Annotated in this window: 20 protein-coding genes; 10 read left to right on the top strand and 10 right to left on the bottom strand. The window is 70.1% G+C overall.

Going from position 1 to position 24,219, the window contains the following annotated elements:
• The first annotated feature begins 24 nt into the window (after positions 1–24).
• From AB0E78_RS28685 to AB0E78_RS28660, 6 genes are all read left to right on the top strand, one after another.
• The gene (locus tag AB0E78_RS28685; protein ID WP_361838198.1) at positions 25–1,038 is read left to right on the top strand and encodes an agmatine deiminase family protein; all 1,014 of its coding nucleotides are present in this window, start codon (positions 25–27) and stop codon (positions 1,036–1,038) included.
• 133 nt (positions 1,039–1,171) lie between these two features.
• Positions 1,172–1,717: a TetR/AcrR family transcriptional regulator gene (locus AB0E78_RS28680; protein ID WP_361838483.1), complete on the top strand. Its 546-nt coding sequence runs from the start codon at positions 1,172–1,174 to the stop codon at positions 1,715–1,717.
• A gap of 249 nt (positions 1,718–1,966) precedes the next feature.
• Complete coding sequence (locus tag AB0E78_RS28675; RefSeq protein WP_361838195.1) at positions 1,967–3,265, top strand: hypothetical protein; 1,299 nt, start codon at positions 1,967–1,969, stop codon at positions 3,263–3,265.
• A gap of 365 nt (positions 3,266–3,630) precedes the next feature.
• Entirely contained in the window at positions 3,631–5,235 is a 1,605-nt protein-coding gene (gene cimA, locus AB0E78_RS28670) for a citramalate synthase (RefSeq protein WP_361838192.1), read from the top strand.
• A 61-nt stretch (positions 5,236–5,296) separates the two neighbouring features.
• Positions 5,297–6,655 carry a hypothetical protein gene (locus AB0E78_RS28665; RefSeq protein ID WP_361838190.1) on the top strand — a complete coding sequence of 453 codons (1,359 nt, stop codon included), beginning with the start codon at positions 5,297–5,299 and terminating at the stop codon, positions 6,653–6,655.
• 96 nt (positions 6,656–6,751) lie between these two features.
• Complete coding sequence (locus tag AB0E78_RS28660; protein ID WP_361838187.1) at positions 6,752–7,687, top strand: alpha/beta hydrolase; 936 nt, start codon at positions 6,752–6,754, stop codon at positions 7,685–7,687.
• A 372-nt stretch (positions 7,688–8,059) separates the two neighbouring features.
• Here the strand turns inward: AB0E78_RS28660 and AB0E78_RS28655 are convergent, their stop codons facing one another.
• A complete protein-coding gene (locus AB0E78_RS28655; RefSeq protein WP_361838184.1) occupies positions 8,060–9,040 on the bottom strand; it encodes an SDR family NAD(P)-dependent oxidoreductase in 981 nt (326 codons plus the stop codon).
• A gap of 81 nt (positions 9,041–9,121) precedes the next feature.
• On the opposite strand from AB0E78_RS28655, the gene AB0E78_RS28650 reads away from it, so the two are divergent.
• Positions 9,122–9,730: a TIGR03086 family metal-binding protein gene (locus AB0E78_RS28650; protein ID WP_361838181.1), complete on the top strand. Its 609-nt coding sequence runs from the start codon at positions 9,122–9,124 to the stop codon at positions 9,728–9,730.
• Positions 9,731–9,830: 100 nt separating this feature from the next.
• Here AB0E78_RS28650 and AB0E78_RS28645 read toward each other — a convergent pair whose 3' ends face one another.
• Positions 9,831–10,457, bottom strand: a complete 627-nt coding sequence (locus AB0E78_RS28645) for a YceI family protein (RefSeq protein WP_361838178.1) — start codon at positions 10,455–10,457, stop codon at positions 9,831–9,833.
• 335 nt (positions 10,458–10,792) lie between these two features.
• Here AB0E78_RS28645 and AB0E78_RS28640 point away from each other — a divergent pair, with 335 nt between their 5' ends.
• Together AB0E78_RS28640 and AB0E78_RS28635 are read left to right on the top strand one after the other, a co-directional pair.
• Positions 10,793–12,388, top strand: a complete 1,596-nt coding sequence (locus AB0E78_RS28640) for an acyl-CoA carboxylase subunit beta (protein WP_361838175.1) — start codon at positions 10,793–10,795, stop codon at positions 12,386–12,388.
• Positions 12,389–12,420: 32 nt separating this feature from the next.
• Positions 12,421–12,618, top strand: coding sequence for an acyl-CoA carboxylase subunit epsilon (locus AB0E78_RS28635; protein WP_361838172.1), 198 nt, complete (start codon positions 12,421–12,423; stop codon positions 12,616–12,618).
• A gap of 144 nt (positions 12,619–12,762) precedes the next feature.
• Here the strand turns inward: AB0E78_RS28635 and AB0E78_RS28630 are convergent, their stop codons facing one another.
• From AB0E78_RS28630 to AB0E78_RS28595, 8 genes are all read right to left on the bottom strand, one after another.
• Positions 12,763–13,347 (bottom strand): ATP/GTP-binding protein, encoded by a 585-nt coding sequence (locus AB0E78_RS28630; RefSeq protein WP_190084708.1) that lies wholly within the window; start codon positions 13,345–13,347, stop codon positions 12,763–12,765.
• On the bottom strand, positions 13,328–13,921 hold the full coding sequence (locus AB0E78_RS28625) for a DUF742 domain-containing protein (RefSeq protein ID WP_361838169.1): 594 nt from the start codon (positions 13,919–13,921) through the stop codon (positions 13,328–13,330). Before AB0E78_RS28625 ends, AB0E78_RS28630 begins: the two co-directional genes overlap by 20 nt.
• Positions 13,922–14,014: 93 nt before the next feature.
• Complete coding sequence (locus AB0E78_RS28620) at positions 14,015–14,428, bottom strand: roadblock/LC7 domain-containing protein (RefSeq protein ID WP_135330751.1); 414 nt, start codon at positions 14,426–14,428, stop codon at positions 14,015–14,017.
• A 10-nt stretch (positions 14,429–14,438) separates the two neighbouring features.
• Entirely contained in the window at positions 14,439–17,537 is a 3,099-nt protein-coding gene (locus AB0E78_RS28615) for a nitrate- and nitrite sensing domain-containing protein (protein WP_361838166.1), read from the bottom strand.
• 446 nt (positions 17,538–17,983) lie between these two features.
• Positions 17,984–18,568 carry an ATP/GTP-binding protein gene (locus tag AB0E78_RS28610; RefSeq protein WP_361838163.1) on the bottom strand — a complete coding sequence of 195 codons (585 nt, stop codon included), beginning with the start codon at positions 18,566–18,568 and terminating at the stop codon, positions 17,984–17,986.
• Positions 18,549–18,953 (bottom strand): DUF742 domain-containing protein, encoded by a 405-nt coding sequence (locus AB0E78_RS28605; protein ID WP_160507411.1) that lies wholly within the window; start codon positions 18,951–18,953, stop codon positions 18,549–18,551. Before AB0E78_RS28605 ends, AB0E78_RS28610 begins: the two co-directional genes overlap by 20 nt.
• Before the next feature lie 119 nt (positions 18,954–19,072).
• Complete coding sequence (locus AB0E78_RS28600; RefSeq protein WP_098244998.1) at positions 19,073–19,492, bottom strand: roadblock/LC7 domain-containing protein; 420 nt, start codon at positions 19,490–19,492, stop codon at positions 19,073–19,075.
• On the bottom strand, positions 19,493–23,398 hold the full coding sequence (locus AB0E78_RS28595; RefSeq protein ID WP_361838159.1) for a nitrate- and nitrite sensing domain-containing protein: 3,906 nt from the start codon (positions 23,396–23,398) through the stop codon (positions 19,493–19,495).
• A gap of 575 nt (positions 23,399–23,973) precedes the next feature.
• On the opposite strand from AB0E78_RS28595, the gene AB0E78_RS28590 reads away from it, so the two are divergent.
• Positions 23,974–24,174 (top strand): hypothetical protein, encoded by a 201-nt coding sequence (locus AB0E78_RS28590; protein WP_361838480.1) that lies wholly within the window; start codon positions 23,974–23,976, stop codon positions 24,172–24,174.
• Positions 24,175–24,219: the final 45 nt, after the last annotated feature.

Here is a 24,219-nt window from a genome sequence, read left to right as displayed (position 1 = left end):
CCAGTCCTCTCCATAGGAATCACGATGACCTTCCACATGCCCGCCGAGTGGGCCCCGCACGAGCGCACCTGGATGGCCTGGCCGGGCCCCAACCCCACCTTCACGGACGAGCGCGAGCTCGCCGAGGGCCGGGCCGCCTGGGCGGGCGTGGCCCGTGCCGTACGCCGCTTCGAACCCGTCACGATGGTCGTCGGGACCGGCCAGAGCGAGTCGGCCCGCGCGCTCCTCGGCCCGGACATCGAGCTGGTCGAGCGCGATCTGGACGACGCGTGGATGCGGGACATCGGCCCCACCTTCGTACGCGACGGCGATCAACTGGCCGCCGTGGACTGGGTGTTCAACGGCTGGGGCGGCCAGGACTGGGCCCGCTGGGAGCACGACGCGAAGATCGCCCGCCATGTCGCCGACCTGGCCAACGTGCCCGTCCACTCCTCGCCCCTGGTCAACGAAGGCGGCGGCATCCACGTCGATGGCGAGGGCACCGTCCTGCTGACGGACACCGTCCAGCTCGACCCGGGACGCAACCCCGGCCTCACCCGCGAGCAGGCCGAGGAGGCGGTCCACGCCCGCATCGGCACGCGAAAGGCGATCTGGCTGCCGCGCGGCCTGACCGGTGACTACGGCCGGTTCGGCACCCGGGGGCACGTCGACATCGTCGCCGCCTTCGCCGCGCCCGGCGTCGTCCTCGTCCACTCGCAGCAGGACCCCGCACACCCGGACCACGAGGTCAGCAAGGAGATCATCGGGGTCCTCGGCGGGCAGACCGACGCCCGGGGCCGCGCCCTGCAGATCGTCGAGGTGCCCGCGCCGACCGTCCTCACCGACGACGAGGGCTGGGTCGACTACTCCTACATCAACCACTACCTCTGCAACGGCGGCGTCGTCCTGTGCGCCTTCGACGACCCGCGCGACGAGATCGCGGCGGGCATCTTCCGCCGTCTCTTCCCGGAGCGGACCGTGACGCTCGTGGACGCCCGTACGATCTTTGCCGGGGGTGGTGGCATCCACTGCATCACCCAGCAGCAGCCGAAGATCTAGCGTCAGAAGGTCTGGCGTCGAAAGCCCCGACCTCAGAAGATCTGGCGTCGGACAAGTAACCGCAGGAGTCCCCGTGGCCCAGGCCGCCCGCCGGAAGAACGCACCACCGCGCGAGGACGTGCTGGCCACTGCCATGGAGATGATCGCCGAGCGCGGCCTGGAGAAGCTGACCATGGCCGCGCTCGGGCGTGAGGTCGGCATGAGCAGCGGCCACCTCCTCTACTACTTCCGCACCAAGGACGAGCTCCTCCTGCGCACCCTGGAGTGGAGCGAGTCCGCGCTCGGCGCCGAGCGCGGCCGGCTGCTCGCCCGGCAGGGCACGGCCCGCGAGCGGCTCGACGCGTACGTCGACCTGTATGTCCCCGACGCCCCCGGCGACCCCCACTGGACGCTCTGGCTGGAGGTCTGGAACCGCTCGCTGAACGCCGACGACGACGAGCGCGACCGGCAGGTCGCCATCGAGAGCGCCTGGCACCGCGACCTGGTGGCGCTGCTCGCCGAAGGGGTGTCGCGGGGCGAGTTCGGGGCCCTGGACCCCGACCGGTTCGCGGCCCGGCTGCGGGCGCTGCTCGACGGGTTCTCCATCCATGTGGCGATCGGCTTGCGCGGCACAGGACGCGAACAAATCCTCGCGCACGTACGGGAGTTCCTGGACGGAGCGCTCACCTCCGGCGCATAGGACCCGGGGGGCTGGGGGACCTGTACGGCCCGTAGAACCCGTAGGACTCAAATACCCCCGTCCAGGCTGTACGCATTTCTGCGTATTGTGCGCCTCCTGGTGGTTTTCCTGTGCCACATCCACTGACCCGGCGGCGCACCGCAACCATCGGGCCATCTCGCGCATCACAGACATTGCACGCAGTGGCCAGGCACCGGCCCCGCACGCCACGAATGCCATCAACACCGAGAAAACACGGGGGATTTGACCATGCACAGCACCAAGCGCCGCGCCGCCCTGACGGCCGCCGCACTCGTCGCGGCCGTCACGGCCACAACGTTGCCCGCCGCCCTTGCCGCACCCGGCGCCGCCGACACGCCCCGCACCGAGCGGGTCAGCGTCGCGGGGGACGGAGCGCAGGCCGACGGGGCGTCGGAGTACCCGGACGTCAGCGCCGACGGGCGGTACGTCGTCTTCTCCTCGGAAGCGAAGAACCTCGCGCCCGGCGACACCGACACCTGGCCCGACGTCTACGTACGCGACCTCCAGCACGGCACGGTCGAACGGGTCAGCGTGCAGGACTCCGGCGCCGAGTTCACCGACTTCGTGAGCCAGCGGCCGACCATCAGCGACAACGGCCGCTACGTGACGTTCGCCGCCGTCACGTACGAAGAAGGCGAGTACTACAGCGGCATCTATGTGCGGGACCTCAAGACGAAGCGGACCGAGCTCGTCAGCCTCTCGGACGCGGACAAGCCGGTGGAGGGGCAGAGCACGACGGCCGCCGAGACGAGCGAGACCGGCCGGTACGTCACGTTCGTCTCGTCGCTCAAGGACAACGGCGACTACGTGGACGGGATGAACAGCGGCGTGTACGTCCGCGACCGCGAGAAGGGGACCACCAAGCGGATCAGCGAGATCGTCACCGGCGCGGCCAGCTCCTCGTACTTCATCTCGCAGTTCACCGTGAGCGCCGACGGCAGCCACATCGCCTACTCGATGGGCCAGCAGCGCCCCGGCCTGGACGGGCGCACCTACCTCTACGACAGGAAGACCGGCCAGAGCAGGCGTCTCGACCTCACGCCGTCCGGCGCCGACCGCGAGGTCGGTGTCAACTCGCTGACCAGGGACGGGCGGTACGGCGTCTTCACCGCGCGCTCCGGCGACCTGGTCCCCGGCGACACGAACGAGAAGTACGACGTCTTCCGCATCGACCTGCGCACCGACGTCATCGAGCGGATCGTGTACGCCGCCGACGGCAGCCAGCCGGACGGCAACTCGATCGAGGCCAAGATCACCCCGGACGGCCGCCGCGTCGTGTTCGTCTCCAGCGCCTCGGGTCTCGTCGCCGGCGATCCCGGCAGCGCCTCCCTCTACGTACGCGATCTGCGCACCGGCAAGAACCAGCGCGTGGACGTGCCGCAAGGCGGCGGCGACGCCGACTCCGCCGTGTCCCACTACGGGCTCAGTGCGGACGCCCGGACCGTCGCGTTCACCTCGGACGCCACGAATCTGGTGCCGGACGACACCAATGGCGCGCGGGACGTCTTCGTGCGTCACGTGCGCTGACACGGCCCTACGGCGTGCGGGCGGCGCATCCACGCGCCGCCCGCGTCGTGGTGCTCGGACCGTCCAGGCGCGCCCGCATCGTGAGACGGGGCAGCGCGGTGTGTGCGGGCTGTGGCAGGCTGCGACCGTGCTCTCGTTCGCCATGATTATTGGCAGCAGGCGCGCCGGTCCGCAGTGACCGTCTCGTACCACCATGTACGGGCGGACACCGTCGTCTCTCGACCCGCGCGCAAACCTCTCGTACCCACGAGGGGTTTTTTCGTTTCCAGGCCCAACATCAGCCGGACGCGGAGCGCGAGGGATCATTGAGGCGGTGGAGCCGGTCATTCCGGTAGACCGAGATCCGACACAGGAGCCAGATCAGCATGACGGAAACCAGCACACCCGACGATTCGTTCCACGTCTTTGACACCACGCTGCGCGACGGAGCACAGCGTGAGGGAATCAACCTGACCGTCGCGGACAAGCTGACCATCGCCCGGCACCTGGACGACTTCGGCGTGGGCTTCATCGAGGGCGGCTGGCCGGGCGCCAACCCCCGCGACACCGAGTTCTTCGCCCGCGCATCGCAAGAGATCACCTTCCGGCACGCCCAGCTCGTCGCCTTCGGCGCCACCCGCCGCGCCGGTGGCTCGGCGGCATCGGACCCGCAGGTCAACGCCCTGCTGGAGTCCGGCGCCCCGGTCATCACGCTGGTCGCCAAGGCTCATGACCGGCACGTCGAGCTCGCCCTGCGCACGACCCTGGAGGAGAACCTGGAGATGGTGCGCGACACCGTCTCCTACCTCCGCGACCAGGGGCGGCGCGTCTTCGTCGACTGCGAGCACTTCTTCGACGGCTACCGCGCCAACGCCGAGTACGCGAAATCCGTCGTCCGCACGGCCTCCGAGGCGGGCGCCGACGTCGTCGTCCTGTGCGACACCAACGGCGGCATGCTCCCCGCCCAGGTCAAGGCGATCGTCGGCACCGTGATCGCGGACACCGGCGCCCGGCTCGGCATCCACGCGCAGGACGACACCGGCTGCGCGGTCGCCAACACCCTCGCCGCCGTCGACGCCGGCGCCACCCACGTGCAGTGCACCGCCAACGGCTACGGCGAGCGGGTCGGCAACGCCAACCTCTTCCCCGTCGTCGGCGCCCTCGAGCTCAAGTACGGCAAGCAGGTCCTGCCCGAGGGCGCGCTGCGCGAGATGACCCGCGTCTCGCACGCCATCGCCGAGGTCGTGAACCTCACCCCCTCCACGCACCAGCCGTACGTGGGCGTCTCGGCCTTCGCCCACAAGGCGGGCCTGCACGCCTCCGCGATCAAGGTCGACCCGGATCTCTACCAGCACATCGACCCGGACCTGGTGGGCAACCGCATCCGGATGCTGGTCTCGGACATGGCGGGGCGCGCCTCCATCGAGCTCAAGGGCAAGGAGCTCGGGATCGACCTGGGCGACGACCGGGAGCTGGTGGGCCGGGTCGTCGAGCGGGTCAAGGAGCGCGAGCTCAAGGGGTACACGTTCGAGGCCGCCGACGCGTCCTTCGAGCTGCTGCTCCGCGAAGAGGTCGAGGGCCGCGCCCGGCGCTACTTCCGCGTCGAGTCCTGGCGGGCCATCGTCGAGGACCGGCCCGACGGCACGCACGCGAACGAGGCCACCGTGAAGCTGTGGGCCAAGGGCGAGCGCATCGTCGCCACGGCGGAGGGCAACGGCCCGGTCAACGCGCTCGACCGCTCGCTCCGGGTCGGCCTGGAGCGGATCTACCCCCAGCTCGCCAAGATGGAGCTCGTCGACTACAAGGTCCGCATCCTGGAGGGCAAGCACGGCACGTCGTCCACGACCCGGGTACTGATCTCCACCAGTGACGGTGACGGCGAGTGGTCGACGGTGGGCGTCGCGGAGAACGTCATCGCTGCGTCGTGGCAGGCACTGGAAGACGCGTACACCTACGGACTGCTGCGGGCGGGCGTCGAGCCGGTCGAGTAGGACGTCCGGCGGAGGCGGTCGTCGACCGCCGTCGGGGGCCCGACTGAGTTAGCTTCGAAGTATGAGTATTGGGGCGAAGCGAATATTTGTCGCGCTGTCCGGGCTCCTCGTGTCCCTGGGTGCCGTGTCGTTCACGGCGGCGCCCGGGGCCGCGGCCGCCACCAGTGTCCCGGCCGTGGCCGACGCCTGGAAGAAGAGCCCGGTGTACGTGGATCCGGCCGCCTCGGACCAGCTGTCCGGGGTCGAGGCGAACGCCCTCGCGGAAAAGATCAAGGACGCCGACAAGCCCGTGTTCGTGGCGGTGCTGCCCACCGACTTCCCCCGCCAGGACCTCTTCCAGAAGCTGCGCACCGAGACCGGCGTGACGGGCGTGTACGGAATCAGGCTCGGTGACAGGTTCGACGCGAAGGCCGACCGGCAGGTCCTGAGCAACGCCGCCGTCTCCAACATCGTCACGACCTACGGCGGCGTGGCGGACACGAACACCCAGCTCAACGCCTTCGTCGACCAGGCGGTGAAGGACGCCCGCGGCACGGCGCCCGCTTCCTGGGGCGGCTCCGGTTCCGGCGATGACTCGTCCACGGGTGCGCTGATCGGCATCGGCGCGGTGCTGGTCGCGGGAGGCGCGGTCACGTACGCGGTGGTCCGGCGCAACCGGCGGCGGAAGGCCGAGGAGCAGCGGGCCGCGCTGGAGAAGCTGCGGGTCGTGGTGGACGAGGACATCACGGCGTACGGCGAGGAGCTTGACCGGCTCGACTTCCACCCCGCAGAGGCGGGAGCGGACGACGCGATGCGCGCGGACTACGAACGGGCCCTCGACTCGTACGAGAACGCGAAGTCGTTCATGGCGGCTGCGGAGCGGCCCGAGCAGGTGCGGGCCGTCACCCAGTCCCTGGAGGACGGCCGCTTCTCGCTCGCCCTGCTGGCCGCGCGCCGGGAGGGACGGCCGCTGCCGGAACGCCGCGCCCCGTGCTTCTTCGACCCGCGCCACGGCCCCTCGGTGAAGGACGCCCCGTGGGCGCCGCCGGGCGGGGCCGAGCGGACGGTCCCGGTGTGCCTGGCGGACGCGACGCGCCTCGCGGACGGGGAGGAGCCGATGTCGCGGACGGTGGCCACGGACTCGGGGGAGCGCCGCCCGTACTGGGAGGCGGGCCCCGCCTACGGCCCCTGGGCCGGCGGCTACTTCGGCGGCGGCCTGCTGCCGGGCCTGCTCGTCGGCACGATGCTGGGCGGAATGATGGCAAGCCCGGCGTACGCGGCGGACTACGGCTCGGGGTACGGGGACTTCGGCGGCGGCGCCGGTTACGACGGCGGCGACTACTCGGGCTCGGACTTCGACCCCGGGGACTTCGGAGGGGGCGGCGACTTCGGGGGCGGCGGCGATTTCGGCGGTGGCGGGGACTTCGGGGGCGGGTTCTAGGGCCGGGGGCGGGGCCAGGCAGGGTTGACGTTTCACCCAGCTCACGAGACGATACGTCTCGTCCCGTTAGGTATGCGTCACCCTGGAGGTATCCCCATGCGGCAACGGCAGCAATGGCAGCGGCAACGTCAGCAGCAGTACGTCGAAGTCGCCCCCGGCACCAAGCTGTGGACGGAGCGGCGCGGTGACCCCGAGGCCCCCGCCCTGCTCCTGATCATGGGCGCCCAGGCCTCCGGTCTCGGCTGGCCCGACACCTTGGCCGACGATCTCGCCACCCGGCATCAGGTCATCCGCTACGACCACAGGGACACGGGCCGCTCCACCTCCACCTTCGACCAACACCCTTACCCCATCACGGACTTGGCGCAGGACGTCGTAGCGGTCCTGGACGCCCTGGGAGTGAAGCGCGCGCATCTGGTAGGCATGTCCCTCGGCGGCATGCTGACCCAGCTGGTCCTCGCCGACCATCCCGAGCGCGTCCTCAGCGCCACGCTGATCGGCACCTGCGCGCTCAGCGACACCCCGTACGCGGCCCCGGACGGAACCGAGGTCCCCGTGGCCGAACTCCCCGGGATAGCCCCGGAAGTCCTGGAGCTGTGGTCCCGCCCGGTGGAGGACGCGGGCCTTGAGGCCGAACTGGACCGCAGGGTGGAGCACTGGCGCGTCCTGAACGGCCGCCAACTCGACGCGGACGGCGTGAACGATGCGGACGACGCGTACTTCCGTGACCTGGAGCGCCGCATCATCGAGCACACCGGCACCCACACCGCCTCGACGGCGCACGCCCGGGCCGACGACTCCCACATGCTCCGCACCGGCGCACTGGCCGAGACGAAGGTCCCCACGCTCGTCGTCTCCGCCCCGGCCGAGCCGGTGTTCCCGCCCCCGCATCCGCACCACCTGGCCCAGGTCGTCGGCGGCGGCACCGCGCACCTGGTGGAGATCCCGGGGATGGGCCACGCACTGCCCCCGGCGGTCCAGGGCCCCCTCGCGGAAGCGATCCTGACCCACACCGCGTCCGTCCGGCCCTAGGGTCTCGCGCCGCGCCGTTCCGCCGCCGCGTGCCACCACCGCGGTGGCGAGGGGCCGACGACGCGGGACGTGGGCTGACTCGGGTGCAGGCCCAGCGGGCGGAGCGCGTCGGCCCACACGTGAATCACGTAAGAGCCGTGCCAGTGGCCGTCGGGCCCGGGGCCGCACATGAGGTCCCCGTACATCTCGTCCGGCGCGAACGGCATCCAGTCGATGCCCCGCTCACGCAGTCAAGCGCGGACAGCGGCCAACGGCGCCGGGCAGCCGCGCACGTTCTCGTACGCGGCGATGGTGATCCACTGGTGCGGGTCGGGGCTCATGCCCGCAATGGTGCCAGACAGCAAGGCAGGCTCACCCGGCCCGATTGCCCGATCACGCCGTCAGCCCCGCCCCCAACCCCGTGAGTCCGGCGGACAGTTGCCAGAGGCGGGCCGCCGCCTCGGGGTCCGTCGCCCATGGTTTGACGCCGCCGATCAGCATGTCCTCCGTCATGGCGGGCTCCGCGACATCGCAGTCCTGGCAGTACGCGCCGCCATGGGCGTCGAGCAGCGGTGACGTGGCGGCCCACACGGCGGTGGCCGCGCCCTGCGCCGGGGTCTTGAAGCCCTGCGCAGGTGTGCCGTCGGCGGTCACCCAGCCCTGCGCGATCTGTTCCTCGCGGGGGATGTGGCGCTGGAGGGGCGTGAGGATGCTGCCGGGATGGACGGCGAAGGCCCGCGGCCCGCTGCCTCCGGCGCCCAGGGAGTCCAGGTGCACGGCGAAGAGCGCGTTCGCCGTCTTGGACTGGGCATAGGCGAGCCAACGGTCGTACCCCTCGCGGAAGTGCGGGTCCGCCCAACGGATGTCGGAGAGGAAATGGCCGGAGGAGGCCACGGACACCACCCGTGCCGTGCCGTGACGCAGCGCCGGGTAGAGGAGGTTGACCAGGGCGAAGTGGCCCAGGTGGTTGATCGCGAAGTGGGACTCCCAGGTGCCGTGCGGGCCGACGCGGGTCTCGGGGCAGGCCATCACGCCCGCGTTGTTGACGAGGATGTCGAGGGTGCGGTGCGACGCGAGGACGCCTTCGGCGAAGTGCCGGACGCTGTCCTGGTCCGCAAGATCCATGCCTCGCACGTCCACGCGCTCGGTGCCCCGCAGGGCCTCCTCGGCGACACGGGGCCTGCGCGCCGGGACGATGACGTGCGCGCCCGCCCGGCTGAACGCCCGGGTGATCTCCAGGCCGAGCCCCGAGTAGCCGCCGGTGACCAGCGCGGTCCTGCCCGAGAGGTCGATGCCGTCCAGCACGTCGTCCGCCGTGCTCAGGGCGCCGAACCCGCTGCCGATCCGGTGCTGTTGGTGCTTCTGTGTGGTCATGCGCCCGACGCTAGAAGCTGGACCGCGCTCTAGGGCAAGGTGAGCTGGTCCGGCACATCCCGAGAGTGGAAGCGGGACGAGATGAGCGAGCACGGCACGAACAACACCACCACCTGGCCCCTGCTCGACAGCGCCCACGCGGCACTCCGTGCTGCCGTCCGAGGGGTAAGCGACGGGGACTGGGACCGCCCGACGCCTTGCGCGGAGTGGAACGTCACCCAGGTACTGCAGCACGCGGCGGGCGACCAGCTCGGCTACGCCTCGTCCCTCACCGGAGGCCCCGGCCCCGCGGAGAACCCCTTCGCACCCTCGGGCAAGCTGACGGACTCCCCTCGGGCCGTACTGGAACCGGCGCTCGCCGCGGCGGCCGACGCGTGGGCGAAGGTCGACGCGACGGCCCAAGAGGTACGGGTGCCGCTGCCGCCCGGCACCATGACGGCCGCCCTGGGCGTGGGTGCCTGCGCCCTCGACGCGGCGGTCCACGCGTGGGACATGGCAGTGGCCACCGGCCAACCCTCCCCGCTCACACCCGAGTTGGCGCGCCCCCTCCTGGAGGTGGCCCGCCAAATCGTCGAGCCCGTACGAGGCTTCGCCTTCGCCCCGGCACTGACGGAAGAGGAGGGCGGCCCGGCGAAGGGAGAAGCCGCCGAACTGCTGCGCTACCTCGGCCGCAGCCCCGACTGGGCGTAACCGGCTGCAACGAGACCACCCACCCACCCCGGGTAATCGGGTGGGTGGGTGGGTGGGAAGCATCCGTCGCGAAGCGGCGGCACGGAGAAGGGCCCAAGGCTCAGGAGCCAGAACGAATCGCGGAGATGTCGAAGCTCAGCTTGATCTTGTCCGAGACGAGCACCCCGCCCGTCTCCAGCGCCGCGTTCCACGTGAGGCCCCACGCGGAGCGCAGGATCTCCGCCTTGCCCTCGAAGCCGACCCGCTCGTTCCCGAAGGGGTCCGTGGCGGAGCCGTTGAACTCGAGGTCGATGGAGAGCGGCTTTGTGGTGCCGAGGATCGTCAGGTCACCGGTGATGCGGTAGTCGTCGCCGCCAAGGGCCTCCGCCTTGGTGGAGCGGAAGGTCATCTCCGGGAACTCGTCGATCTTGAAGAAGTCCGCGCTCTTCAGGTGACCGTCACGGTCGGCGCTGCCGGTGTCGATGCTCGCCATCTGCACGTCGATGGAAGCCGTCGACGCTGACGGGTCGGTGCCGTCCAGGTGCAGCGTGCCGGCGACGTCGGTGAAGGAGCCCTTGACGTTCGTGACCATCGCGTGGCGGGCGACGAAGCCGATCGACGTGTGCGAGGGGTCGATCGCGTACTCACCGGTGAGGGCCGCCAGCTCGGGGTTGACCGGGGCGTTCGTCGTGGCGGTGGCAGTGGCGGTTGCGGTGTCGGTTTCGTTCTTGCGGCCGAAGAGACCCATGACTGCTCCTAGGGGACGAGCTGCGACCGGGGAGGCCGAGCTGCGAGCTACGGGGGATCTGTCTGTTGAATGTTCAACGAGATTGACTCTAACGCGATTCGGTTCAATATTCAACATAAAGCGGAGCGTGTTGCCGCGATCACGCGAAGAGGAGAGCCGACTGTGAGGTGTCTCTCACGTGACGCTTTGTGGAATCCCTACAGCCGGACATGGCTCTGAGCAGTCACTTCGGGCGCACTGGAGTGAGCTTCTGTTCGGGGGTGCCAGGAAAACGGGCCGGAGACTGTTCAAAGTCGACGGTCCGTTTCTATGGGCCCCCTTCGTAAGGTCACTACATGACCGTTTTGGACGACACCGCTTCTTCTCCCGAGGGCGAGCCCACCGACGCGCGTGGGCGCGTGGCAGAGCTGCACGCGATCCGTGCGGAGGCGCTGCGTGGCCCGAGTGAGAAGGCGACCGAGGCCCAGCACGCCAAGGGCAAGCTGACCGCGCGTGAGCGGATCGAGCTGCTGCTCGACGCGGGGTCGTTCCAGGAGGTCGAGCAGTTGCGCCGGCACCGGGCGACCGGGTTCGGCCTGGAGGCGAAGAAGCCCTACACCGATGGTGTCATCACCGGCTGGGGCACGGTCGAGGGCCGCACGGTCTTCGTCTACGCGCACGACTTCCGCATCTTCGGCGGCGCGCTCGGTGAGGCGCACGCCACGAAGATCCACAAGATCATGGACATGGCCATCGCGGCCGGTGCCCCGCTGGTCTCGCTGAACGACGGCGCCGGCGCGCGTATCCAGGAGGGTGTCTCCGCGCTCGCCGGCTACGGCGGGATCTTCCAGCGCAACACCAAGGCCTCGGGCGTGATCCCGCAGATCAGCGTGATGCTCGGCCCGTGCGCGGGCGGCGCGGCCTACAGCCCGGCGCTCACCGACTTCGTGTTCATGGTGCGGGAGACCTCGCAGATGTTCATCACCGGCCCGGACGTGGTCCGCGCGGTGACCGGCGAGGAGATCACCCAGAACGGTCTGGGCGGCGCGGACGTGCACGCCGAGACCTCGGGCGTGTGCCACTTCGCCTACGACGACGAGGAGACCTGCCTCGCCGAGGTCCGCTACCTCATCGCGATGCTGCCCTCCAACAACCGCGAGAACCCGCCCACCCACGAGTCCGACGACCCGGCGGAGCGCCGCTCGGACGTCCTGCTTGACCTGGTCCCGGCGGACGGCAACCGCCCGTACGACATGGCCAAGGTCATCGAGGAGCTCGTCGACGACGGCGACTTCCTGGAGGTCCACGAGCGCTGGGCCCGCAACATCATCTGCGCCCTGGCCCGCCTGGACGGCAAGGTGGTGGGCATCGTCGCCAACCAGCCGCAGTCCCTGGCCGGCGTCCTGGACATCGAGGCCTCCGAGAAGGCCGCCCGCTTCGTCCAGATGTGCGACGCCTTCAACATCCCGATCGTGACCCTCCTTGACGTGCCCGGCTTCCTGCCCGGCGTCGACCAGGAGCACGGCGGCATCATCCGCCACGGCGCCAAGCTCCTCTACGCCTACTGCAACGCCACCGTGCCGCGCATCTCGCTGATCCTGCGCAAGGCCTACGGCGGCGCGTACATCGTCATGGACTCCCAGTCCATCGGCGCCGACCTGACCTACGCCTGGCCCACCAACGAGATCGCGGTGATGGGCGCCGAGGGCGCCGCCAACGTCATCTTCCGCCGGCAGATCGCGGCGGCCGAGGACCCCGAGGCCATGCGGCAGAAGATGGTCAAGGAGTACAAGGCCGAGCTGATGCACCCCTACTACGCCGCGGAGCGAGGCCTGGTCGACGACGTCATCGACCCCGCCGCCACCCGCGAGGTGCTCATCAGCTCCCTCGCGATGCTCCGCAACAAGCACGCTGACCTGCCGTCCCGCAAGCACGGCAACCCCCCGCAGTAATCCTGCAGTAGCCCACAAGGAGAACGCTGCACATGAACACTCCCGACATCCGCGTCGAGAAGGGCCACGCCGAGCCCGAAGAGGTCGCCGCCATCACCGCGATCCTGCTGGCCCGTAGCGCCGCCGCCACCGCGCAGGCGCCCACGCCCCGCCGAGGCCGCGACAGGGCCGGCTGGCGCCGCCTGGAGCGCACCCCGGGCTTCCGCGCCCCGCACAGCTGGCAGGGCTGAGCCCCGCCGCACGGCAACTGACAGGGCCCCGCACCACTACTGGTGCGGGGCCCTGTGCCGTGCTGCGGACGCGCCCGCAGAGAAACACGATGGGCCCCGCACCACCTGAGAGTGCGAGGCCCATCGACGTAAAGTCAGAAGCCGCTAGCGCAGCCGTGCCATCAGCGCGTGCTCCACGAGCGTGATGAGGCCGCTCTTCGCGTCGGCGCGGTGCCGCGCGTCCGTCGTGATGATCGGCGTGTCCGGCCCGATCTGGAGAGCTTCGCGCACCTCGTCCGGCGTGTACGGCTGGTGGCCGTCGAAGCCGTTGAGGGCGATGACGAAGGGCAGGCCGCTGTTCTCGAAGTAGTCGACGGCGGGGAAGCAGTCGGCGAGCCTCCTCGTGTCGACCAGGACCACCGCGCCGATGGCGCCGCGGACGAGGTCGTCCCACATGAACCAGAAGCGGTCCTGACCGGGTGTACCGAAGAGGTACAGGATCAGGTCCTGGTCCAGGGTGATGCGGCCGAAGTCCATGGCCACCGTGGTGGTGGTCTTGTCTCCGGTGTGGGTGAGGTCGTCGATGCCCGCGGAGGCGGACGTCATGACGGCCTCGGTGCGCAGCGGGTTGATCTCAGAGACCGCTCCGACGAACGTGGTCTTGCCCACGCCGAAGCCGCCCGCCACCACGATTTTCGCGCTGGTGGTGGAGCGGGCTGTTGCTCCGCCGCTAGAGCTTGCGAAGTCCACTGAGCACCCTTTCGAGCAGTGTCACGTCTGGCTGGCCGCCGGCGGACTCGTCGCCGCCCGGCTGATGGATGGCGACAAGTCCGGCCTCCGCCAGGTCGGCTACGAGGATCCGGGCGACGCCGAGAGGAATGGAGAGAAGTGCCGAGATCTCAGCGACTGACTTGATCTCGCGGCACAGATTGCAGATCCGCTGATGCTCGGGCAACTGGCCCTGGAGCTGGTGCGGTTGTGCGGTGGTGTGCACCAGCGCCTCGATGGCGAGCTGGTAACGGGGCCTGGTGCGGCCGCCCGTCATGGCGTACGGGCGCACCAGGGGGTTGCTCGCGGCGGGCGCCGGTTCAGGGGCGCGTCGCTGTGGCTGCACTGGCTGGATCCTGGGGGTATGAGGCTGCTCGTACGGGCTCTGGCGGGGGCCCGGCTGCTGCGGCTGCTGGTAAGGCCTGCGGTGCTGGCTGGGCGCGGAGGGGAAGTTGTAACGGTTGGGTGCCCCGTCGTGCGGTCCCTGACCCTGGCCGTGACCAGGCGACCAGTTGGCCGATGACGAACCGTCCGGGGGTGTTCCTGAGCCTGCCACGTACTCCTCCTCCGACTGTGCCGGGCACCATCATTCTGGAGCCGCGTCCCGAAACCTTACGGCCACGGGACGCGAAAACGCACCGTACGTCTACTAGTTGAGAAGGCTCCCCTGCAGCTCCGCACGCAGGTCGGGCGTGAGTACGGTGCCGGCACGGTCGACAAGAAGTGCCATCTCGTACCCAATGAGACCGATGTCCGCATCTGGGTGGGCCAGTACGGCCAGCGAAGAGCCGTCGGAGATGGACATAAGGAAGAGAAATCCTCGCTCCATCTCCACAACGGTCTGGGTCACGGAACCGCCCTCGAAGATCCGGGAGGCCCCGGCGGTGAGGGAGGTCAGACCGGATGCGACGGCCGCGAGCTGATCGGCACGGTCGCGGGGGAAGCCTTCGGACATCGCCAGAAGGAGTCCGTCGGCGGAGACCACCACCGTGTGGGACACCCCAGGGGTGTTGTCCACGAAGTTGGTGATCAACCAGTTCAGGTTCTGCGCCGCCTGGCTCATCGGGCTCACACTAACGCTCCTGGTTGTAGGTGCTGTCAGAGCCGAAGCCCTGGCCATTCGTGGTGTCACTGCCTGCGTTGCGTCCACGCTGGACGCCGCGGCGCAGGTTGCTCAGCCGACCCCGAACGTCCTCGGGGTCGCGGGAGACCTGAGGGCCTCCCTGTGGGGTCTGTTCCGCCGTGCCCTCGACCAGATTGGCCTTGGGCACCCGCTTCGGGAGACCGGACGGGGTGACGCCACCCGCCTTGGGCTCCTTCAGCGACTCGGCGCGCTGCCAGCGGTCGTCGTTGGACGAACGCCGGCTGCTGTCGTTGTCGCCGTTCCCGGCGTCGCCGAACAGTCCGGCACCGCCGTTTCCGGTGTCTGCCGGGGCCGGGCCGCTGCCGGTCGCACCGGTGGACCCGCGGCGCGGGAGACCCGCGGCGGTCGTGTCGTGGACTGCGGACGGGCCGGGTCCGGGACGCTCGAAGCCTACGCGCTCGGCGCCGTTCGCGGGAGCCACCGGGCCAGATTCCGGTTCCGGAGAGTACTCGGTCCGATACGCACCCGAGTTGTCGTCGTAACCGTCACGCGTCGGCCAGTCGTCCTGGTGAGAGCGGTCGGGATAGGCCACGAACGGTTCGGACACGGCACCCGTACGAGCGGCGTGATCGTCGTGACCGGCCTCCGTATAGGGGGCGTCCTGGTAGCCGTCCTGCGCCGGGTAGTACGCGTCGTCGTACGCCGGCTGCGCGCCCTGGCCCTGGTTGTACTCGTCGTACGCCGGGGCCTGCTGACCGTACGCGGGGTCGTAACCGCCCTGCTGCTGGTCGAAGCCCTGCTGCTGCGGCTCCCTCTCGTCACGGAAGAGCGGACGTCCGTCGCCGGACTGCGCCTGCGCCTCCAGGGCGGCACGCCGCTCCTCACGCATCAGCGAGCGGCCCACGGGGTCGAGCTCCTGGGAGTCGGCGGCGTCGCCGTTGTAACGGCTGTCGTCGAAGCCCAGTTCGGCCGCCGTGCGCATCGGCTCGTGGTGGAAGGCGGGCTGCTCCGGGGCGTGCTGCTCCGGCATGATCGAGGAGACCGTGAACTCGGAGTCGGGCAGCTGGTGTTCGCCGCCGCCACCGTGCGTGATCCCGTCGGGGAGCATGACGAGCGAGGTCGTGCCGGCCTGCTCGCCCGAGGGGCGGAGCTGGACGCGGATGCCGTGCCGGTCGGAGAGGCGGCCGACCACGAACAGGCCCATGCGCTGGGAGATCGCGGCGTCCACCGTCGGCGGGTTGGCCAGCTTGTGGTTGATGTCCGCGAAGTCCTCGGCGGTGAGGCCGATGCCCTTGTCGTGGATCTCGATCATGATGCGGCCGTCGGGAAGACGGGTCGCGGTCACGCGGACCTTGGTCTGCGGCGAGGAGAACGTGGTGGCGTTCTCCAGGAGCTCGGCGAGCAGGTGCACGAGGTCGGTCACGGCGAGACCGTGGATCTCGGCCTCGGGGACACCGGAGAGCTCGATGCGCTCGTACTGCTCCACCTCGGAGGAGGCGGCGCGCAGCACGTCGACCAGCGGGACCGGCTGGTCCCAGCGGCGGCCGGGCTCCTCGCCGGAGAGGACCAGGAGGTTCTCGCCGTTGCGTCGCATACGGGTCGCCAGGTGGTCCAGGCGGAAGAGGCTCTCCAGCTGGTCCGGGTCGGCCTCGTTGTTCTCCAGGTCGGTGATGAGGGTCAGCTGGCCCTCGATCAGGGACTGGTTGCGGCGCGAGAGGTTGGTGAAGATCGCGTTGATGTTGCCTCGCAGGAGGGCCTGCTCGGCGGCGAGCCGGACGGCCTCGCGGTGCACCTGGTCGAAGGCGCGTGCCACCTCGCCGATCTCGTCCGTGGAGGAGATCGGGATGGGCTGTACGCGGGTGTCGACGCGGCCCGGGTCGGTGCGCGAGAGCTGGTCGACCAGCATCGGCAGGCGCTGCTCGGCGATGCCGAAGGCGGCCGTGCGCAGCTGGCGCATCGCGCGGGACATCTGGCGGGCCATGAGCCCGGCCAGGATGAAGGCGGCGAGCAGCGCGATCACGACGATGGCGCCGGTGATGTACGCGTTGCGCTGGGCGTCAGCGGCGATGTCCGACGCCTCGGTCACGGCCTTGTCGGCCAGGTCGGACTCGATGGTGCGGTACGCGTCGAACTTGGCGGACGTGGTGGCCCACCAGGCCTCGGGGGTGATGCCCTTGCCGGCCAGTGCCACCCGGGCGCTGGGCTGCGTGGACTGCAGCTGCGCCATGGCGGCGACCATCGCCTCGGACGACGGCGGCGGGACGAACGTCTCGCCCTTTGCCTTCGCGGCGGCCGCGGCCTGCTTGGCCTGCTTCTCGCCGTCGGCCTTCAGCTGCTTCTTCGCGGCCTCCAGCTTGGCGACGTCACCGGGGGTGCCACCGCCCGTGTACTCCTCGATGGCGATGCCTTCGAGGTAGGCGTACGAGGAGATCGCGACCCGCTGCTTGGCGAGGCTGGTGGCGGTGGGGCCGGGCTTGACCAGCAGGTGCGTGCCGAGGGAGCGCTGCAGGGAGAGCGCGGCCTTGGTCAGCGAGATCGCGTAGACGGTACGGCCGTAGCTGGTGATGTTTCCGGTGCCCAGACCGAGCTCGTTGGCGAACTCCATCAGGGGGTGCTGGATGGCTACGTAGCCCTCTTCGGTCTGCGCGCCGGAGAGCTTGGAGGTGTACGCGGCCTGGCGCAGCGCCTGCAGACCCGGCTCCACCTTGTGGAAGCCGTCGAGGCGGCGCTTGAGGCCTTCCTTCTGCGGCATGTTCTCCGCGGCGGCGTCGAACTCGTCAGCGGCCTTGTCGGTGGCCTTGCGGGCCTTCACGACGACCGGGTCGTTCTTCTTGCCGCGCAGCAGCGGGGCCGCGGAGAGGTCGCGCTCCTCGATGAGGCGGTTGCCGTAGTTCAGCGAGGCCTGCACGAGGCGGGCCGTGTGCTCGGCGTCCTGGGCTTCGCTCCAGGTGTCGATCGAGCCCTTGACCTGGAAGCCGCCCATGACGAGGCCGACCAGCACGGGTATGAGGAGGATCGCGTTCAGTCGGGTCGGCACGCGCCAGTTGCGCGGGGACATTCTGCCGCCGGTGGGCGCCGGCGGCTCCATGCCCTGCACATCGGTGGGGGACGCCGCTGTGCGCGGCGGCGGGGTGAAGTTGCCCCGCGTATCCCGCGTATGCGGCGGTGCGGGGCTCGGCTTGCTTCGCCTCACTCGACCAACAACCTCTCGGCGGCGGGACCTACACCGGTCCCGCTGTCGTCTCCAAGGCCCGTGCTACTGGGCAGTTCAGCGCATTCCAGCACGTCAGGGGGTCCTCTACCAAACAGTGGGAAGCGCAAGTTCCGAGTGGTGTAAGCCTCAGATAAAACGGTCAAAAAGAGCGAGCCCCGCCAAAAGGCGGGGCTCTCGTGCGCGCAGCGACACCGAATGACCGCGACGCGTGTCGGCGCCCGGGCGAATTCTCTGTCGAAACGTTATGAACAGAGCGGCCACCCGTGTCAAAGGACACAGACCGCTCTGTGGAATCTACGGTAACTGCCGTACTGCCTCGTCTACTTGAGTCGTGCCATAAGTGCGTGCTCGACCAGCGTGATCAGGCCGCTCTTTGCGTCCGCACGGTGTCGGGCGTCGGTGGTGATGATCGGCGTGTTGGGACCGATCTGGAGAGCTTCGCGCACTTCATCGGGGGTGTAGGGCTGGTGGCCGTCGAAGCCGTTGAGGGCGATGACGAAGGGCAGGCCGCTGTTCTCGAAGTAGTCGACGGCCGGGAAGCAGTCGGCGAGACGGCGGGTGTCCACGAGCACGACCGCGCCGATGGCGCCGCGGACGAGGTCGTCCCACATGAACCAGAAGCGGTCCTGACCGGGTGTACCGAAGAGGTACAGGATCAGGTCCTGGTCCAGGGTGATGCGGCCGAAGTCCATGGCCACCGTGGTGGTGGTCTTGTCTCCGGTGTGGGTGAGGTCGTCGATGCCCGCGGAGGCGGACGTCATGACGGCCTCGGTGCGCAGCGGGTTGATCTCAGAGACCGCTCCGACGAACGTGGTCTTGCCCACGCCGAAGCCGCCCGCCACCACGATTTTCGCGCTGGTGGTGGAGCGGCCCGAGCCGCCGCTGCTAGAGCTTGCGAAGTCCACTGAGCACCCTTTCGAGCAGTGTCACGTCAGGCTGACCGCCGGCGTTCTCGTCGCCGCCGGGCTGGTGAATGGCGACGAGCCCGGCCTCGGCCAGGTCGGCCACGAGGATCCGGGCCACGCCGAGCGGCATGGAGAGCAGGGCCGACACCTCGGCCACCGACTTGACCTCGCGGCAGAGGTGGCAGATGCGCTGATGCTCGGGGAGCAGCCCCATCAGCTGCGCCGGGTCGGCCGTCGTGCTCACCAGCGCCTCTATCGCGAGCTGGTAGCGGGGCCTGGTCCGGCCGCCGGTCATCGCGTAAGGACGCACCAGCGGCTGGTCGCCTTCATAGCCGTACGACGCCTGAGAGCCGTACGGATCGTGAGAGGCGTTGGGCGGGGTCATGGATCCTCCGGGCGGGACAGCAGGTGGTCTGCGTGCCGTCTGATAGAGCCGGTGGGGGGCACCAGGTTGGCCGGACGGTGGTCAGTACGTTCGGTCGGTGGGGCGGCCGATGGAGAGAGCTAGTGCAGCAGGCTGCCCTGCAGTTCGGCCCGGAGGTCCGGGGTGAGGACGGCGCCCGCGCGGTCGACGAGCAGTGCCATCTCGTAGCCGACGAGGCCGATGTCGCACTCGGGGTGCGCGAGCACGGCGAGGGACGAACCGTCGGAGACCGACATGAGGAAGAGGAACCCCCGCTCCATCTCCACCACGGTCTGGGTGACGGCGCCGCCCTCGAAGATCCGCGAGGCCCCGGCGGTGAGGGAGGTCAGACCCGACGCGACCGCGGCCAGCTGGTCGGCGCGGTCACGCGGGAAGCCCTCGGACATCGCCAGAAGAAGGCCGTCGGCGGAGACCACGACGGTGTGGGACACCCCGGGGGTGTTGTCCACGAAGTTCGTGATCAACCAGTTCAGATTCTGTGCCGCCTGGCTCGGACTCAACTAACGCTCCTGCTGGTGAGTGGGGAAGCTGCCGGTCTGGCCGGTACCGGCCTGGCGACCCTGCTGGATGCCCCGACGGAGATTCGTCAGCCGGCCGCGCACGTCATCGGGCGCACGCGAGACCTGCGGACCTGTGCTGTCCTGCTGCTGCTGTGCGGTGCCCGCGACGAGGTTGGCTCGCGGGACGCGGCGCGGCAGGCCGGATGTGGTGACGCCACCGGCGGACGGCTGCCGGACGCGCTCGGCCTGGCGGCCCAGCTCGTCGTTGGGCGAGGTGCGCCAGGAGGAGGCGCTGCCGTTGGTGACGCTGTTGATGTTCCCGCCGCCGGTTCCGTTGGACGCGGGGGCGGGTGCTCCGGACGGGCGCTGGGGCGCGGCCGGGTGCTGCGGCTGCTGCGGTGTCTGCGAGCCCTGCGTCCCCGGCCTCGACGGGAGAGGCGCGGAGGGCGACGAGGAGTGCGGTCGCTGCGGCCGCTGGGGCTGCTGCTGCTCGGGCGCGCCGGGCGCGGGGGAGCGGTCGCCGCCCTGCGGACCCTGGTGCCCTTGCTGCTGCTGTTGCTGCTGGAACCAGTTGGTCTCCAGCGTGTCGAACAGCGGGGTACGGCCGTCGCCGGGACCGGCGGGCGGCAGGCCCTCCGGCTGCGCGGGCTGCTGCGGCAGCTGGTTCTGCTGAGTCTGCGAGGGCTGCTGCGGCACCGGCGGGATGCCGAGCGGACCGCCCTGACCCTGACCTTGCCCCTGACCGGCGGGGCCCTGCTGACCCTGGCCCTGACCGGGACCCTGACCACGGCGGGGCATGTCGCCCGCGTCACGGCCACCGCGCTGCTGCGGCGCACCGGCGCCGGGCGCCCCGCCGTTGTAGCCGGGGGCGCTGGTGCCGGGGCGCTGGAACTGGCCCGTGCCGGAGGAGTTGTCCTGGCCGCCGAAGACGTCCGGGCGGACGAACTGACCGGTGGCCTGCTGGCCTTGCTGACCCTGACCCTGGCCCTGCCCACCCTGCTGGCCCGCGTTCTGCGGCGAGCCCGTGCCGGGCGGCGGCCCGTTGAAGTCGGGCCGCTGGAACTCGGCGGTCGAACCGGGGCCCTGCGCGGCTGCGCCGGCCGAGGGGTGCGGGAACTGTCCGGTGGACTCCGGCTCCTCGTGCCCACGCGGGGTGTCGAACGGCTCGCGGGAGATCTGCGGCTGCGCGTTCTCGTCGCTCCAACTGGGCACGCGCGGCTGCGGGTTGCCCCCGGGAAGCTCGGCACGCGGACCACCGCGCGGCGGCAGCTGCGGCCTGCGCCCCTGGTCCCCGGAGTCGTTCGCGGGTCCTGCGGGGTGCACCGGATTCGTCCGCTGCTGGGGTACGGGAGGCTGCGGCGCGGAAGCCTGACCGCGGCCACCGCCCTGTCCGCCCTGGCCGCCCTGGCCGCCCTCGAAGAGGCTGCCACCGGTGGAGGCCGGGGCACCGGAGCCCTGTCCGGGCGGTCCCTGCCGGGGAGGCAGCTGGCCGGCGGGGCCCGCGGGAGCGGACGGCGAACCGGCTCGCGGCCCCGCGTCACGCGAGGGCAGCGCGGCGCGCGGACCCGTCCCGGTCACCTGACCACGAGGCGGACCGGCACCGAGCCGTCCCGCTGAGCTGGGCGCACCGTTCCCGTTCCCGTTGCCGTTTCCGGCACCGACTCCACGGCGCGCGGCCGCGGCACCGGCCGAGGCCTGCGCGGCGACCGGGCCACCGCCCTGGCCGGGACCGGGCGCACCGGGCTTGTTCGGCGCCTTCTTGCCGCCCTGGGCGACATCGATGGGCAGCATGACGAGCGCGGTGGTGCCGCCGGAGTCCGACGGACGGAGCTGGATGCGGATGCCGTGGCGCTGCGACAGACGGCCGACCACGAACAGACCCATGCGGCGCGAGACCGAGACGTCCACGGTGGGCGGCGACGCGAGCCGCTCGTTGATCGCGGCGAGGTCCTCGGGGGAGAGGCCGATGCCGGTGTCGTGGATCTCGATCAGCACACGCCCGTCGGGCAGCGCGTGACCGGTGACCTTGACCTTGGTCTGCGGCGAGGAGAACGACGTCGCGTTCTCCAGGAGCTCGGCGAGCAGGTGCACGAGGTCGTTGACCACGCGTCCGGCGACCTCGGTCGTCGGCACCGCGGAGAGTTCGATGCGCTCGTACTGCTCCACCTCGGACGCGGCGGCACGCAGCACGTCGACGAGCGGGACGGGCCGGGTCCACCGGCGGCCGGGCTCCTCACCGGCGAGAACGAGGAGGTTCTCACCGTTACGGCGCATGCGGGTCGCGAGGTGGTCGAGTTTGAACAGCGAGGAGAGCTGGTCGGGGTCGGCCTCACGTGACTCCAGCTCGGAGATGAGCGAGAGCTGACGCTGGATGAGGCCCTGCGAACGGCGCGAGAGGTTGGTGAACATCGCGTTGACGTTGCCTCGCAGGAGCGCCTGCTCGGCGGCGAGGCGGACGGCCTCGCGGTGCACGTCGTCGAAGGCCGCGGCCACCTGGCCGATCTCGTCCCGGGAGTGCACACCGACCGACTCGACGGAGGTGTCGACGTCCTGCGGGTCGGCCTCGGAGAGCTGCTTGACGAGCTCGGGCAGCCGGTCCTGGGCGACCTTGGTCGCGGTGTCCTGGAGGCGCCGCAGCGAGCGGATCATGGACCGGGCCACGACGAAGGCGCCGACGAGCGAGACACCGAGGACGAGCAGGATCAGCGCACCGTTGAGGATGGCCGCCTGCTCGGACTCGTTGCGCAGCTCGCGGGCCTTCTGCTCCATCTCGTTGAGCAGCGTGAGCTCGATCTTGGACATCGCGTCGATCTTGGTGGTGTCGGCGTCCACCCAGTCCTTGTACGAACGCTTGTCCTGGAGCTTGATGCCGCCCTCCTGCTCAAGCACACGCTTGGCGTAGGAGTCGGCGCCCTTGATGGAGGAGTTGCCGCCGTCGATGGGCTTGGTCAGCTCGTCCGGGTTTCCGGCGTAGATGCCCTTGAAGGCATCCAGCTTCGAGTTCTCCTTGTCGAGCGCGGACCAGCCGTAGCGGCGGTCGGTCTCGGAGATCTTGCCGAACGTGCTGTCGCCCGCGGGAAGCGAGGCGGCGATCACGGCACGCTGGACCGAGGCGTACTCCTTGGCGGAGGAGAAGGCCGTCAGGGCGCGGGTGCGCTGGATCATGTCCGGGTTGCTGGTCGCCTGCGCCATGTCCGAGGACAGCGAGAGCAGCTGGTCGATGAGCTGGCTGTAGGCGTCCACCGTCTGGGAGGTGGAGTTCGCGTCCTTGTAGGCGTCCTTGCGGACCTTGTTGATCTGCTGGAGCTGCTGGGTGATCTCGACGGTGTTGGCGCGGACGCCGAGGAGGCCCTTGTCGCCGTCCGTGTTGTCGAGGTCCTGCGTCTCCTGCAGGAAGCGGTTGTAGGCGCGGTCGGTCTTCTGCCGGGAGCCCTTGACCACGTAGTCCGATGCGTTCGCGCCGTGCGCGAGGGGGCCTGCCGAGCGGTCGCGCTCCTCCTGGAGCGCGGACGCCAGCTCGGTGGCGCGCTTGGTCATGTCGGTCAGCAGCTTCATGTTGTTGAGCTGCTGGATCTCGTCCATGGACTCGTTGATGCGAAGCGCACCGAGGGAGGTCGCGGTGATCACGGGGAGCGCGAGCAGCGAGACCAGTCGGGTGGAGATGCGCCAGTTGCGCAGGGCTATTCGCGAGCCGGGGCCGGTGGGCGCCTTCACGGTGCCCGTCGTGCCGCCCGATGTCGCGGTGGCCGTGGGCAGGCTCACGCCGCCGGCGGCCCCGCGGCCGTTGTCGCCGGACGGTGCCTGCCCGGGGTTCTGGGCGTGCTGGGCCGAGGAGCCGCGGTCGGTCCCGCCGCGCTCCGGCTCTGCCGCAGCGCTGCTGCCATCCCTCTTGAAACGTCCCTGCACTAGCGTCGCAACCTCTGGACCAGGCGTCCCTCCGCACAAACGGCGGGACGGTGTCGGCGTCGTGGGGCGCAGAGCGCCCCATGGTGGTCGTGAGTGACCGGCGCTGGCTCCCCTTTCCCGCCGCCACTCGGCGCTGCGTTGCGCCCCTGCGCGCCGGTTCGATCCCGCGGCGGTCCCGGGAATTCCAGCACAGTGCAGGATCTCCAACAAGGCCCGTGTGTCGCGTCGCGACCTCCGTGACTAGGCGTGAGTGGCGCGTCACGAGACGTAGAAAGTGATCCGGGGCAAAACGGTCGATTGCACCCAGGAAAGCCAGGGGTAGGGGGTGTCCCAGTGTTCATGATCGGGAGCGGAATGATGGCTTCAGTGGCGCAATGTCCGATTCCAACAAGGCCTCCACGAGCCGGAATTGACCTATTTGCCCGCTCCGTCGTGAGCAAACTCACATCAAGATCAGGGCCTCATCCGGGCTTTGGCCGGGAATTGGATGTTTAGCCTGACGCTTTACAGGGATGGCGAATCCGACAACCCGCGTCCTCCCCAGGACGCCTCAACTGACAGGGCCCGAACAGCAGATGAAGACTGTGAAGTCGGCGATGTTCCGCAACATAGCCAACCCGCGCCGCACCACCCTCGCCCACCTCACGGACGCACAGGAGGTCGCCCCGGCCGCCGAGCAGCCGGACCACGCGACGGAACTCCCGACGGTGACGGCCAACCCGAAGCGCACGATCCTGATGGACGCCCCGGAGGAGTTCACCCCGGCCGGCGTGTAATGCAGCCCGGCCGGCGTTTGAGGACGAGCGCGCAGCGCGATTGAC

Source organism: Streptomyces sp. NPDC032198 (assembly GCF_040636975.1).
In the GTDB taxonomy this organism is placed as follows: domain Bacteria; phylum Actinomycetota; class Actinomycetes; order Streptomycetales; family Streptomycetaceae; genus Streptomyces.
This window is presented reverse-complemented; position numbering and strand designations above follow the sequence as displayed.